At 47.8% G+C, this 14,244-nt stretch carries 13 protein-coding genes; 3 read left to right on the top strand and 10 right to left on the bottom strand.

From position 1 onward, the window contains the following. Positions 1-14: 14 nt before the first annotated feature. Together MHB43_RS30210 and MHB43_RS30205 are read right to left on the bottom strand one after the other, a co-directional pair. Positions 15-785: a DODA-type extradiol aromatic ring-opening family dioxygenase gene (locus MHB43_RS30210; RefSeq protein ID WP_405130968.1), complete on the bottom strand. Its 771-nt coding sequence runs from the start codon at positions 783-785 to the stop codon at positions 15-17. Continuing rightward, positions 785-1,459 carry an alpha/beta hydrolase gene (locus MHB43_RS30205; RefSeq protein WP_405130967.1) on the bottom strand — a complete coding sequence of 225 codons (675 nt, stop codon included), beginning with the start codon at positions 1,457-1,459 and terminating at the stop codon, positions 785-787. The genes MHB43_RS30210 and MHB43_RS30205 overlap by 1 nt, the downstream gene beginning before the upstream one ends. Before the next feature lie 228 nt (positions 1,460-1,687). Here MHB43_RS30205 and MHB43_RS30200 point away from each other — a divergent pair, with 228 nt between their 5' ends. Both MHB43_RS30200 and MHB43_RS30195 read left to right on the top strand, forming a co-directional pair. Next, positions 1,688-2,053: a glyoxalase superfamily protein gene (locus tag MHB43_RS30200; RefSeq protein ID WP_405130966.1), complete on the top strand. Its 366-nt coding sequence runs from the start codon at positions 1,688-1,690 to the stop codon at positions 2,051-2,053. A 67-nt stretch (positions 2,054-2,120) separates the two neighbouring features. Next, positions 2,121-2,660 carry a helix-turn-helix domain-containing protein gene (locus MHB43_RS30195; protein ID WP_405130965.1) on the top strand — a complete coding sequence of 180 codons (540 nt, stop codon included), beginning with the start codon at positions 2,121-2,123 and terminating at the stop codon, positions 2,658-2,660. Between the two features lie 291 nt (positions 2,661-2,951). Here MHB43_RS30195 and MHB43_RS30190 read toward each other — a convergent pair whose 3' ends face one another. From MHB43_RS30190 to MHB43_RS30170, 5 genes are all read right to left on the bottom strand, one after another. Continuing rightward, complete coding sequence (locus MHB43_RS30190) at positions 2,952-3,671, bottom strand: 3-ketoacyl-ACP reductase (protein WP_405130964.1); 720 nt, start codon at positions 3,669-3,671, stop codon at positions 2,952-2,954. Between the two features lie 78 nt (positions 3,672-3,749). After that, the gene (locus tag MHB43_RS30185; RefSeq protein WP_405130963.1) at positions 3,750-4,649 is read right to left on the bottom strand and encodes a DUF4097 family beta strand repeat-containing protein; all 900 of its coding nucleotides are present in this window, start codon (positions 4,647-4,649) and stop codon (positions 3,750-3,752) included. Next, complete coding sequence (locus tag MHB43_RS30180) at positions 4,646-5,239, bottom strand: HAAS signaling domain-containing protein (RefSeq protein WP_405130962.1); 594 nt, start codon at positions 5,237-5,239, stop codon at positions 4,646-4,648. Before MHB43_RS30180 ends, MHB43_RS30185 begins: the two co-directional genes overlap by 4 nt. Continuing rightward, the gene (locus MHB43_RS30175) at positions 5,232-5,561 is read right to left on the bottom strand and encodes a PadR family transcriptional regulator (protein WP_036667851.1); all 330 of its coding nucleotides are present in this window, start codon (positions 5,559-5,561) and stop codon (positions 5,232-5,234) included. The genes MHB43_RS30180 and MHB43_RS30175 overlap by 8 nt, the downstream gene beginning before the upstream one ends. A gap of 298 nt (positions 5,562-5,859) precedes the next feature. Further along, complete coding sequence (locus tag MHB43_RS30170; RefSeq protein ID WP_405130961.1) at positions 5,860-7,404, bottom strand: FAD-dependent oxidoreductase; 1,545 nt, start codon at positions 7,402-7,404, stop codon at positions 5,860-5,862. A gap of 369 nt (positions 7,405-7,773) precedes the next feature. On the opposite strand from MHB43_RS30170, the gene MHB43_RS30165 reads away from it, so the two are divergent. Beyond that, a complete protein-coding gene (locus MHB43_RS30165) occupies positions 7,774-10,596 on the top strand; it encodes a glycoside hydrolase family 3 C-terminal domain-containing protein (protein WP_405130960.1) in 2,823 nt (940 codons plus the stop codon). Between the two features lie 73 nt (positions 10,597-10,669). On the opposite strand, the gene MHB43_RS30160 is transcribed toward MHB43_RS30165, so the two are convergent. The 3 genes from MHB43_RS30160 to MHB43_RS30150 form a co-directional block, all read right to left on the bottom strand. After that, positions 10,670-11,509 carry a methyl-accepting chemotaxis protein gene (locus MHB43_RS30160; RefSeq protein ID WP_405130959.1) on the bottom strand — a complete coding sequence of 280 codons (840 nt, stop codon included), beginning with the start codon at positions 11,507-11,509 and terminating at the stop codon, positions 10,670-10,672. A 216-nt stretch (positions 11,510-11,725) separates the two neighbouring features. Next, positions 11,726-12,235: an anaerobic ribonucleoside-triphosphate reductase activating protein gene (gene nrdG, locus MHB43_RS30155; protein ID WP_405130958.1), complete on the bottom strand. Its 510-nt coding sequence runs from the start codon at positions 12,233-12,235 to the stop codon at positions 11,726-11,728. Next, positions 12,232-14,193 carry an anaerobic ribonucleoside triphosphate reductase gene (locus MHB43_RS30150; RefSeq protein WP_405130957.1) on the bottom strand — a complete coding sequence of 654 codons (1,962 nt, stop codon included), beginning with the start codon at positions 14,191-14,193 and terminating at the stop codon, positions 12,232-12,234. The genes nrdG and MHB43_RS30150 overlap by 4 nt, the downstream gene beginning before the upstream one ends. Positions 14,194-14,244 lie beyond the last annotated feature (51 nt).

Here is a 14,244-nt window from a genome sequence, read left to right as displayed (position 1 = left end):
TTTACATAGTCCTCTTATTCAAACTTCCAACAGGACAAGCTCAGGTTGCCATACTGATAGGTTTTGAATAGGAGCGTTGCCCGCTTGTTCTGGTCTCCCGCACCCATGGCGAGTAACAGCGGTACAAAATGCTCCGGCGTAGGCACGGCGGCCTTAGCTGAAGGTGCCAGTTTATCATAGGAGAAGAGAGACTCCGTATCCCAACTCACCAGCTTGTCATGCAGCCAGTTGTCGAACTCTGATGCCCACGGGTCAACGCCGTCACTTTCCCAGTTCAATCGACGCAGATTGTGGACGGTTCCGCCGCTACCAATGACAAGAATGTCTTGCTCACGCAAGGAAGCGAGTGCCTGTCCAACCTGATATTGCTGCTCACCTGTCAGATAGCGATTCACGGATAAGGCAACTACGGGAATATCCGCATCCGGGTAGAGCAGGCGTAGAACAACCCAAGCGCCGTGATCCAGGCCACGAACGTCATCTGTCTGTACCGAAATGCCTGCTTCTGTGAATAAACGCTCCACCTCGGCTGTGGTCTCTGCCTGTCCTTGAGCCGGATACTTGATCTGGTACAGCTCTGGCTGGAAACCGCCGAAATCATAAATGGTCTCATAGTTGGCTACCGAGGATACAAGCTGAGTTGTGGATTCCCAGTGAGCAGAGAAGAATACGATTGCTTTGGGTTTCGGCAGTTCTTCTCCAAGTTTTTGCACAAACTCAGTGTACGCATTCTCCTCCAAAGCCAGTGAAGGGGCACCGTGAGCAATAAACAGAGATGGCATCATTATGAATTCAGTCCTTTCGGGTCCTCGGTAGTCAGATTTGCATCTGTCCGAAGCCAGTGTTGAAATTGTTGATATAGATCGGGGGTCACCTGATGCCCACCATTATAAGGTACATATGTGACGTGATTGGTATGTTGACGGAAGAAATGGGCGTTATCTTCGCCCAGTTGCAGCGGGAATAGATGATCCTGATCCCCATGCGAGATGAACACAGACAGCTCCGAATCGGGTTGCAGCGTGTATTCGTCTTTCACAAATTGCGGGATGTACCCACTCATCGCTACAATGCCTTTAATTTCATCTCCCATCACCAGCGATAGGGTCATCGCCATAATGGCGCCCTGGCTAAATCCGGCGATATAACGCCGCGTGGGATCAATAGTATATTTGGCGGAAAGATCAACAATCAACTGTTGCAGTCCCAGCACGGAGGCATCATACAGTTCACGGATGGGGTTGCCAATGCTTTTAATCTGAAAATAAGCATAACCACTACCCTGAACGATAGGCCCACGGATAGCAACAATAATAAAATCAGACTGCATAGGCTCCATTAAACGAAGCATATCCTGTTCATCTGATCCCATCCCATGTAAGGCGAAAATCACGGGATAACGCTGATCTGGATTGTAATGAGACGGTAATCGGACTTCATGTATATAAGGAGAATTCATTGAAAACACCACCTGAAGAGGAATGAGTTAAATATATCGTTCTGACAAATAAGTTCACCAATATGAAATAAATATTCTTATTTATGAACAAAATTTATCATGGTTTCATTGTAGGGTCAATACTTTTTTTGTATGATGAATATATGTTGTTTATAAAAAGTCTTGAATGGTTCTACAATAAATACCGCTGCGCATGGTTCATATCTTATTCCCGAGGACGTGATCAGGATGTTAAAAAGTATCGTGCCTATTTTGAGAATATTTGATGAAAATAAAGCTAGAGAGTTCTACCTGGAATACCTGGGTTTCCAATTGGATTGGGAACATCGATTTGAGCAAAATATGCCCTTATATATGCAGATTTCGCTTGATTCCATCGTGATTCATCTGTCTGAACATCATGGAGATTGTACACCTGGAGCTGCCTTGCGCGTGGAAACGGATAACTTGGATACATTCCATGGTGCACTTCGTCAGAAAGAGTACAAACATGCGAGACCCGGTATAGAGGAGACCCCTTGGAAATCAAGAGAAATGACCGTGACAGATCCGTTTGGCAATCGGATTATATTTTTGGAGGCACGTGCTGAATAGATAACCAGAAGTAGCTAAGCTTACGTCTGATGTTTTATATAGATCAATAGAAGGGGAGGGACGCAATATGGATATTGGCTTGGCTATTCGTACGATCCGCAAGCAGAAACAGATTACGATCATGCAGATGTGCGAGGGCACGGGGTTGTCCAAAGGTTTTATTAGTAACGTGGAAAATAACAAAACGTCACCTTCCATTGCTACGCTTGAAAGTATTGCGGATTATCTGGAAGTGCCACTTCCCTATTTGCTGCTTACACCGGAGCAGCGGATGAATGTGGTACGTAAGAACGAGCGCAAGGAGACGACAGCCGGAAGCGGACAGATCAAGGTGCAGCAGCTTACAGCCAAAGGTGCGATGCATATGTCCATTGTGGAGTTACCGCCAGGTGCTTCAACCGGGGTGAGCAAACATGCCGGGGAGGAAAGCCATCTGGTGTTGCAGGGCAAGATTCGTGCGGAGCAATGCGAAGATGTGGAGGTTCTTGATGTGGGTGATTCGTTTACCTGGAATGCAATAGTGCCTCATGAAGTGACCAATATCGGTGAGGAACCTGCGGTGGTGCTCATTGCGGTGTCCAAAGAATTGGGTCTGGATCATTTATAGAATAAAAAAGGACGACTCCCAAGTCATGAACATGCGAACCTGCATACATGTACAATGGGAAACGTCCTTTTATTTTCTAACGAAATGAGCGAGCCCTATTAGATGATTTTAAGCAGATATCGAGATGTAACGAATCTCAGACGCTTTATTTCACTGCTGTGTGTGTAATTTGGCTACATTCCACAGACTTGTGGCGAAATAACGTCGCTATGATTCGTTACGTTTCTCAATTCCTGCAAAAGGGAACAATAAGGTGCGAGAGATTCCTTAGAAAGGTCAGAGGGCCTCTGTCTACTGTGGATTAGTCGTCCAGATGCCTGCTGCTTTGACAAAGACACGGTCGGACAGCTTGAGCGTTGCGAGTGCAAGTTCAGCTACATCTTCCGCTTGCATCATGCGATCTTCGTCGCCAATTTTCAGTCCGGCATTGGTCGCAAGCTCCGTATTAACGGTGCTTGGAGTCAGTGCTGTCACACGAATGTTGGACTTGCGCACTTCTTGCATCAGAGATTCGGTCATGCCGAGTAGTGCAAACTTGGACGCACAGTATGCCGAACCTGTAGCGAATCCGCGCTCACCTGCAGTGGAAGCAATATTGATAATGCTGCCGCTACTTTCCTTGATCATGCTCGGAAGGACAGCACGAGTCACGTAGTATGTACCCATGACATTAACATGCAGGATGCGCTCCCACTCTTCCGGTTCCATCTCCATGAACGTTCCGAACTTTCCGATCCCTGCATTATTGATCAGGATATCCACCGCGCCGAGTTCCATCTCGATGGCTGCTACAGCGGCTTCTGCCTGCGTACGATCCGAGATATCTGCTACAGCACTGGTTACTTTCACACCGTATTCTTGACTAAGAGACTGTTGAAGAGCCTGAAGATCGGCAGCAGTACGTGCGATAAGGCCAAGGTGCACACCTTCTTTGGCAAGTGCCTCAGCAATCGCACGTCCGATACCTTTACCAGCACCTGTGATGATAGCTGTTTTATTTTTAAGTTCCATGTGGGTAATTCCTCCTTAGAAATGGACTAGCATTCAATTATACTATTATTACCCACAGTTCGGAAATTGGCTTCATCACTATTTGGTAATCTCGATGCTGCCAGAAGAAGTACGGGCCTTGATCACTTCCCGGCTCACCATTGGCGATTCAGGTACATCTACACTTCCGGAAGTAGCCTTAGCGTCATAGATTCCGTCAAAATCAGGGGCAGCTTGAATGAAAATATCTCCTGATGTTCCGGATGCATTAATCGGTGCAGAATGGGACTGCTCAATATGGATGCTTCCCGAAGTGAATTGAACATCGGCTGCGCCGTTTAATTCAGTGATCTCAATATCACCTGATTCGATCTCACTGTTTACATGACCTATTACCTGATCAACAGTGAGGCTTCCCGATGTCTGTTTCACGGTCATGTCTCCATCAATCATGGAAGCGGTAATGTCACCCGAAGTTAGATCCAGCTCAATACGTGGTACCTTGATGTTTTCCAGACGTATGGAACCTGAGGTGTTATTCAGCTCAAGCTGCTTGGCACTCAGATCTGTCAGATCCCAGTCACTTGAAGAAGAATCCAGCTTAACCTCATTTAATTGGTGCCCTTCAGGCAGGGCCACAGTTATTGTGGAGTCTTGATCATTCCAATACAGGGTGAAAAATTGTAATCGTTCACGTTCTGTCTGAGACAGTTGGAATGTGCCGTTGGATAAATTGGCTTGTTCGAAGCTTTTGACTACGGCAGAGTCCCATTTGCCATCCACTTCGATATAACCATTCGAATCCGGGCTTACAATAAATTCAATATCTGCACTGAAATTAGCATTCATGATAATGTTCTGCAATTCATCTGCTTTGAAATCCCATCGTTTAGAATAATGCTCCCGTTCATCCCCGAACTGAACGCCATAGATGGATGTTCCAAGTAAACCTATTCCGATACATATCACGGCGAGCGCAAGCCATTTTTTGGTACTCATGCGGAAACATCTCCTTTCATCGTGTTTTTATTCCATCTAATATATTGAAGAGTGACGATTTTGAAGGCTCTAAAGACATACTTCGATGCGATGGCAAACAAAATGCCGACACCGAAAGCGCCAATCGCAACGAAAATTTCCGGTTTATCGAGTTGGCCCAGGAATACAAAGTCCACAACTGCTGCTACAGGAGCCACTACCAGCAAGGAAAGGCTGGCAATAACAAGCCATACCGACCACATCATGAGACCAAGGGGGATGCCAAGGATCAGATTCAGGAATAACAGGCCGATGGCGGTGAAAAATTTGCGAGTGGCGCTGGTGCTGTTTCTGGGTGACCGCATCTCGCGATACGTCGGTGCATAGAACGCATCTGAACCCGGCATATGAATGTCATAACGATCACCGAGTGCTTCCTTGGCGATTTCTTCCGGCTGTCCGAGTTCCCGAGCGATCTCTTCTTCCAGCCTGCCTTCTCGTAGTCCAAGCTCGAAATGTTGATCATAGTCGGCTAGTAACTCAGCCCTTTCGAACGGGTCCATCGGCCGTAGATGAACTTCCATGGCTTTCATAAATTGTTGTCTATTCATTGGGGATTCCTTCCTCAATCAGATTTGCGACATTGCGCACAAATTCATTCCATTCTGTTGTCAGTGCCGTCATGTAGTCGCGACCTGTATCGGATAGTCGGTAATACTTGCGCGGCGGTCCTTCGCTTGATTCTTGCAGGTAGGTGGTGCAGTAACCGTCATTCACAAGCCGGCGAAGCAAGGGATACAGCGCACCTTCAGCAACTTCGATATGTTTGGAGACCGCCTGAGCCAGTTCGTAGCCATACCGATCCTGGCGGTTAATTAATACCAGGACGCACAGCTCTAATACTCCTTTTTTGAACTGGATGTTCACATTCACACAGGTTCCTCCTTCGTAGCTTCATTTATCGCTAGTGTATATTGTTCAGTAGTGGTGAAGTCATCATAGCATCCAGTACTGTTTAATGCAAGATAGTGACTTTAAAATAGTTCCGTATCACGATTTATCGATCATAAGTTCGTTTAATGCGAATGCTTAGCCGAGGCTGTCTGTTTAGCTATATAATTCAGCATACGCAAAAACCGGATCGGTTGCTTCCGTCTGAAGGCGGATTCCGATCCGGTCTGTGAGATGAACTTTGGTTTCTTTGGTTTACAGGTGAATCGCTAAATGTCGGTTATTCTTGTGCATCCAGAACTTTAAGGTCTTCCACAGCAGGGCCCTCAATCACATGGCCTGCATAATTGAAGCGGGAACCATGGCATGGGCAATCCCACGAACGCTCGCCCTCGTTCCATTCGACTTCGCACCCCAGGTGGGTGCAGGTGGTATCCACCAGAAACAGCTTGCCACTGTTGTCCTTATAGGCGCCAGCACGTTTGCCATTATGACGAACGACGGCTCCTTCGTCTTCGCCAATATCGCTAACGTTTTTGTGCACAATGCCCACTTTACCGGAGATTAATTCCTTGGCTACATTCATATTTTCCACAATAAAGTGTTTCATGCCAGGATCAGCTTTGAATCTTGCCGGATCGAATATGGCAGCATGAGGGTTGTCACGTCCAGTGATGCGATCCGCAAGAATGTGTCCTGCCATCGTACCAGTCGTCATACCCCATTTGGCAAACCCGGTCGCCACATAGACACGTTCATGTCTTCCGGTAATCGGTCCGATGTAGGGCACCTTGTCAATGGATATTAGATCCTGGGCTGACCAGCGAAAAGGAATGTTGCGGATGCCAAATGTCTCCGCTGCGAACTGCTCCAGGCGTTCATAATGACCAAAGGTGCAGATACCTTGTCCGGTTTTATGATTTTCGCCGCCAAAGAGGATAAGTTCCGTACCGTCATGTAAGACGGTACGCAAGGAGCGGGACGGTGTATCGTCCGAGATGTACATGCCGCCGGCATAGGGTTTCTCCGGTTCGACTAATACGGCGTAGGATCGTTCCGCATGTAACCGCGTGAAATAGAATCCGGGATCATAGACAGGGAAATGAGAAGCTACAACAACATGTTCTGCTGTTACAGATGGGCCATCGCCATAGGTTCGTACATGCAGAGAAGCATCTTCCTCTACATCTGTAACTGTCGTATGCTCATAGATCTGTACCCCTTGTTTCACAGCGGAATCGAGCAAGTAGTGCAGGTAGGCCAGCGGATCAAAGCGTGCCTGACCCGGCATGCGAATACCTGCCCTTGCGGGAACAGGAATAGGGAGTGGGTCTACCCACTCACCAGGGATGTTGAGTTTGCCATAGGCGGTCAGCTCGATCTCCAGTTTTTTGATGTTTTCCTCCGATTGAATGTAGACGTAGGCATCTTCCTCTGCCCACTGGCAATCAATCTGTTTTTCCTTCACCAGATTGCGCATCCACTTCGCGGCATCGGCATTACCTTCATAGTACATTCGAGCCTGTTCTTGTCCGAAATGATGCATAATTTCATCAAATATGACACCATGCTGGGCAGATACCTTGGCCGTGGTATGGCCGGTCGTGCCATCCAATACTTTTCCAGCTTCCAGCACGACTACACGCATACCCGTCTGCGCGAGCAGATAGGCTGTAGTGATCCCAGCAATACCGGCACCAATAATCGCTACATCAGCGGTGATATCTTCGGTCAGTTTTGGATAGGCATCGAATTGATGCGTAGCACGCCACAGCGATTCGGGGACCGGGGGCAGACCCGTCTTGGGCTGCTGATTGTCGCTCATTTTTTTTCCTCCTTGATTATCTTCAATCTATCGAATGGGATGTTGTTCAGCGCACATCGTTGTACTCTTATTCATGATTGCCAGACTATGCCAGGAAAAAACGGTGTTGTTTAGATTTTGCAGAGGGGATGTTCACAATTTCCTGCATAGAACCTCTGTTTTTTTTGTTAAACATGCTATATGATAGGATTACCGAAATCGTTTTAGGTTTTGAAAAGGAGATCAGGTGTTACACCTGTAAACGTTGATTGTAAAAGGATTAATCTATCTATTGGAAGAAAGATTTCATCCGAATTAATCCCCGTTTTTTCTTGATATATGTATTCGCTATCATTTTAATTAACTACCGATAACCAAAGGAGATTCTATATGACCACCAACCTAACGAAATATCCGTTTCAAGATACAGCACTAGAGTTAGACACCCGTGTGAAGGACCTTGTATCCCGCTTGACGGAAGATGAAAAAATTGAATCCATGCTGCAATATCAACCGGCAGTAGACCGTTTGGGTGTACCTGCATACAAACACGGAACAGAAGCTGCCCACGGCTTGGCCTGGCTTGGAGAAGCAACATCTTTCCCACAACCGGTGGGGCTGGCATGCACATGGGATGCGGATTTGATGAAAGAGATTGGCTCCGTGCTTGGAGACGAGGCACGTGTATTTTATAAACGCAATCCGGCAGTGAACGGTCTTACGCTGTGGGCACCTACAGTAGATATGGAACGTGACCCGCGCTGGGGACGGAATGAAGAGGCGTATGGTGAAGATCCGGAACTGACAGCCGAGCTGACAACAGCATTGGTCAAAGGAATTCAGGGCGACCATCCGAAGTATTACAAAGCGGTCGCTACCTTGAAGCATTTTCTTGCGAATAATAACGAAGTGGATCGCGGAAGCGGTTCGTCCAGCATTGATCCGCGCAACATGCGTGAATACTATCTGAAGGCGTTTGAGAAGCCATTTAAAGAAGGCGGCGCACAGTCCATGATGACAGCGTACAACTCCATTAATGGTACACCAGCGTTGTTGCATCCATTTGTGAACGAGATTGTCAAAGGCGAATGGGGCATGGATGGTTTTATTGTCAGTGATGCAGGCGACGTAATGGGTATCAAAAACGATCATAAATACTATGATTCCCATACACCGGGTACGGTAGAATCTGTGAAGGCCGGAATTGATAGCATCACCGATGATGCTGAGCTGTCCAAACAGGCACTGCGTGAAGGATTGGAACAAGGTACGCTCACGATGGATGACATCGACAAGGCGTTGTTTAATACGTTCCGTGTGCGTTTCCGTCTGGGTGAGTTCGATCCGGAAGAGGGCAACCCGTATGCTTCTATCGGTGAAGAGTCAATGATGACGGAGAAAGCAAAAGAACTGTCGCTCAGAGCCGCAAGAGAACAAGTGGTATTGCTCAAAAACGAGAAAGGCACATTGCCGCTAGACAAAACAAAAGCTGGTAAAGTGGCTGTGATTGGTCAATTGGGCGGAACGGTCTATCGTGACTGGTATGCAGGCACCATGCCGTATAACGTATCCCCGCTTGAAGCGATTCGTGGCAAAGTAGGCAGCGATAACGTATCGTTCAAGGATGGAAATGATCGTATTACGTTAACTTCCGTAGCCAATGGGAAGAAAATTGGACTGGCAGAAGGTGAAAAATCACCTGTGATTGCTTCGGGAGAAGCGGAAACGTTCATGGTGTCCAACTGGGGCTTCGGAAGTTATACATTACAGGCGGAAAGCAACGGCAAATATCTGACCACAGATGAAGAGACCGTAACGGCTTCCGCTGATGAAGTGTACGGCTGGTTTGTGAAGGAAGTATTCCACCTGTTGCCACAACAGGACGGAAGTGTAGGTCTAACCACTTGGAATGGCAAAACGGTGACTGCACCTAATGGTGGAAACGATGCATTTGCAGTGTCCGAAGACCTGAAAACCTTTGGCGCCACAGAGACATTCAAGCAGGATATTATTGTGAATGGACTTGAGGAAGCAGTAGCAGCTGCCAAGGCTGCGGAAACGGCAATTGTCTTTGTGGGTAATAATCCGCTTGTAAATGGTAAAGAAGAAATTGACCGTCCAAGTCTGGATCTGGCCGAATCCCAGCAACGTCTGGTTGAGGCGGTCTATGCCGCGAACCCGAACACGGTAGTTGTCATCGTGGGTAGTTATCCGTTCACATCGAATTGGGTTCAGGAGAACATCCCGGCGGTATTGTATACTTCACACGCAGGACAGGAACTGGGTAACGCAGTAGCAGACGTACTCTATGGCGACTATGCGCCTGCCGGACGTTTGAACATGACATGGGTACAATCAGCAGATCAACTGACCGACATCAAGGATTACGATATCATTCAATCCGGTCGGACATATCAATATTTTGAAGGTAATGTATTGTATCCGTTTGGACATGGTCTGACGTATGCAACGTTTAAATACAGCAATTTGGAACTTAGCCCAACTCAAGTGGGTACAGAGGGCAGCGTTACGGTAACTGTAGATGTAACCAATACCGGTTCAATTGCCAGTGACGAGGTTGTACAGTTGTACGTTCGTGCAGGCAAATCCCGGGTGAAACGTCCATTCAAAACGTTAAAAGGATTCCATCGTCTTCATATCGAAGCGGGAGCTACAGCAAAAGTCAGCTTCACCTTGCCTGTTCAGGAACTGGCCATCTGGGATGTAACTCGTGATCGGTATGTCGTGGAAAGTGGAACTTACTCTATTATGGTTGCCAAGTCATCCTCTGATGTTCAGCTGGTTGCAGGCTTGACGGTAGAAGGAGAGACAATCCCTGCTCGTAATCTGGCTGTGGCGACTCGTGCCGAGAATTATGATGCTTACCTGGGTGTTGATCTGGATGAGAGTAAAGAGGGCGGAAGTGCTGTCCATGTAGTTGGAGAGCAGGGATGGATTGCCTTCAAGGATGCCGATCTGGGTAGTGGGGTAGCAGCAATTGAAGCTCGTGTATCCGCAGAACAAGCAGGCGCTGTGTTGGAATTGCGACTCGGCTCTCCGGAGGGTACGCTCGCAGGACGTGTGGAACTGGCACAAGGTGAAGCCCAGCAGTGGTCTACCGTGAAGGCGGAACTCACAGGTGCAGCAGGTAAGCAGGATGTATACATTGTGCTGTCAGCAGGTGTACGCATCAGTCACTTCGAGATTCGTTAAGTCATATAGCTAATGATAAAGCCTCCGAATACATTCGGAGGCTTTAGTTTGTTGTTTGCTATTAAACGTATCTTTATTTACCGTCAAACGTAATCATTTTTTGCACAAATTGCTTCAATTGTTTGTTGGTTTCATTCAGTTGCTCAATTGTGTTCATAAAATTATTTACGAGTTCAGCCTGCTCTTGGGAGCTTGCCGTGATCTCCCCAAGTTCATTCTCCATGCCTTGAATGGATTGCCGAACTGAGAGAAGAGACTCTTCAATACGTGCCGTCGCTTCTTTGGTATCCACAGACAGTTTGCGAATTTCTTTGGCAACAACGCCAAAACCTGCACCTGCTTCACCTACACGAGCAGCTTCAATAGCTGCATTCAAGCCGAGCAGATTGGTTTGCTCGGAGATTTCACGAATGAAACTGGCGACCTGAGTGACATTGCCTGATTTCTGTACGGCTTGTTTGGAATTATTCCGGATCTCTTCGGTTGTGGCACTGAGTTCCTCGGAATGTGCAGCTACATGCTGTACACTGTCAATTAACTGGTTGGTCAGATTTTCGGTAGCATCCATGAGTTGTTGCAGCTGGTCCTGGTCATCCATACTGTAGAGCAGGTTAAACAGGGCGATGATTTCACCTTGTTCATTTTTAATGGGAATGAAAGCTACGTCAAAAGGAACACCGAACAAATCTTTAGGGTAGTGATCGAATCGTTTGACTGTACCGCCGTTGAGATTAGCAAAATTTCGATTTCCATCCAATAGAGGGTCGCCGGGTTGATAATTCAATTGCTTTAACGATTCGCCTGCTGAGAAATACAGGAATTTCTCATGATCAATAACGGACAGAGTTACATCTTGACGAATCGTATCTCGAAAGAAAGGCATACATGTAATTAATGCTTGAACAATATCCATATAAAAGATGATTCCTCCCTGGTTACCTTATGTAAGCGGTTAAATTTTAAATGCTAACTTAATAACTACCTATATAATATATCGTCATGCAATAGAGAAGGAAATAGAGAGAATGGATAAAACCTATTTCTTAAAGCAGACTGTTATACGCCAACAAGACACCAGTCCCCTGGGGACCCGTGCCTTGTTAGTTGTTGAGGGGAATAAAACCAATGTTTACCGCATACTGAGCTGCATTGTAACGATGGTTCGAGTGGCTAGTGTTGCACGGACATCAATCAAACGCTGGTTCCGGCTGCCGCGGAAAGGAAGAGAGACATCACGCTCCGCTTCAATATATCGACCGTCAATAATCACATCGCACAACCGGGCAAGCTCCGCTCTCGCAGGGTGGGTAATCAATTCTTCATATTCGAATCCCGTGTAAGCCCATACCGTCAGATCAGGACGTGCAGCGCGGAGCTGCTGAACCCAAGACGTACATTCTGCTGCCGAGAAAAAGGGATCACCGCCACACAACGTAACGCCATCCAGCAATGGATGGGTCGTCACTTCATGCAGAATCTGCTGCTGCCGCTCCTCTGTAAAGGGCTCACCCGCTCGAAAGCTCCATGAATCCGGACTGAAGCAGCCCGGACAGGCGTGACGACATCCGCTGATGAACAACACGGCGCGCAGGCCTGTCCCTTCATTCACCGATTCCGGGATGTAACCATACAGATTCACCGGTGCTTCACCCGATCCCGCACTTCGGCCTGCTTCGCAGCATTGAAGCGTACTTTGTAATCTCCAGTCAGATAACCCGTTACGCGGCGTAAACGCTGGAAATGCACATGGTTCTCGTGGGCTTCGCAGCCTGGGCATACATCTCCAATGACCCCTTCATAACCACATGCAGGGCAGCGATCGATCGGGTGATTAATGGAGAAATACCCGATATCCTGTGCCAGTGCATATTGCACGATCCGCAGGAAAGCTGCGGTGTTGGCTCGAACGTTCCCGTCAAGCTCCACATAGGAGATTGCACCCGCATTACATAACGTATGGAACGGGGCCTCCAGTTCAATCTTCCGATAAGCTGGAAGAGTATAGTATACCGGGATATGGAATGAGTTCGTATAATACTCCCGATCATTAACTCCAGGAATGAGGCCATAACGCTCTCTGTCGATCTTCGTGAATTTGCCGGACAACCCTTCAGCAGGCGTGGCAAACAGGGTGATGTTCAGGTTATGCTGCTCGCTCATCCGATCACAGAATTCTCGCATGGTCCGAATAATGTTCAATGCTTCACGATGTACATGAGTGTCCTGCCCATGATGACGCCCATAGAGAGCTGTCATACATTCCGCAAGACCGATAAAACCAAGAGATAATGTTCCATGCTTCAAAAGATCGGCAACCGGCTCGTTCGGGCCAAGCTGTTCCCCACCTTCCCATACTCCCTCCCGCATCATGAAGTCCGATGCCTTGGCAGGCTGTGCTGTCTGAATCCGGTACCGGTGCAGCAGGCCGGAAGCGGCATTATGCATAACCGACTCCAAAGCAGTATAGAATCCGGCCCGGTCAGCGACAGCTCTGGCACCTTGGCAGATGCCAAACCGGATGCCCAGTTTCACGAGGTTAATGGTGTTGAAGGACAGATTACCTTTACCACTTTGACGATTGCGACCAAATCGGTCAGCCAGTGTACGTGTGCGGCATCCCATGGTGGCGATGATCGTATCCGGATCTTCCGGATGATAGAAAGGCAGATTGAAAGAGGCATCCACATTGACAAAGTTGGGATACATCCGCCGGGATGAACAGGTGACTGCGAGGCGGAACAAATCATAGTTCGGCTCTCCTTGAGCCTGATTGATCCCCTGTTTGCACTGGAAAATATGTTGAGGGAACACGGGAGTCTCCCCGTTGCCCAGGCCACGGATGGTTGCTTCCAGCAACGAGCGTGATACCAACCGACCTTCTGCTGATGTACATAATCCATAGTTCAGTGAAGTGAATGGAATCTGGCCACCTGCACGACTGCTCATCGTATTCAGGTTATGAATCAGCGATTCAGCAGCTTGTCCTGTCTCCAGTTCAGTCTCTTCATAGGCGAAGGCATACGCCTGCGGGCACTGATTCTTCGCTTCGATGCTGTCCAGATGAAGCTGTTCATCCTCGAGCAGGGCATGCTCACCAAAGAGTCGTTGTCCTTTGCGGTAATGTTTGCGGAACGATCGCTGTACATAGGGAGCCAGATCCCAGTCGATTTTATTGGCTGACACACCGCCATATTGACTGTTCTGCTGGGATTGGAAGATGATCGCAACCAGAGCCATTGCAGACATGATTGTCTGAGGTGTGCGAACCGATCCGTTGCCTGTATTGAAACCCGCAGCAAGAAGACGGTCAAACGGGATAAAGATGCAGTTGGTCGTTCCAAGTGCATACTGGTCCAGATCGTGTACATACAGATCCCCATTCTCCACAGCTTGGGCAAGCTCTTCCGGCAACACATGACGCAGAGCATGCCACTTGGCTGTCTCCGAACCGAGCCTGCTCATCTTGCCGCTGAAGGAGTCTCCGTTCAGATTGGCATTTTCCCTCAGCGTATCGGCGTCTTCTGCGCCAATAATTCGTCTTCCCAGGTCGGATAATAGATCGGATGCCGGTGGAGTGGCATACTCAAGCATGTTCATGTAAGGTTCCTCCTAAAATGATTGAATATCATTCAATTTCCGTATAACACT

The organism is Paenibacillus sp. FSL H8-0317, assembly GCF_045040685.1.
In the GTDB taxonomy this organism is placed as follows: Bacteria; Bacillota; Bacilli; order Paenibacillales; family Paenibacillaceae; genus Paenibacillus.
Note: the sequence above shows the minus strand (reverse complement) of the source record. Positions and strands in the feature narration are given on the sequence as shown.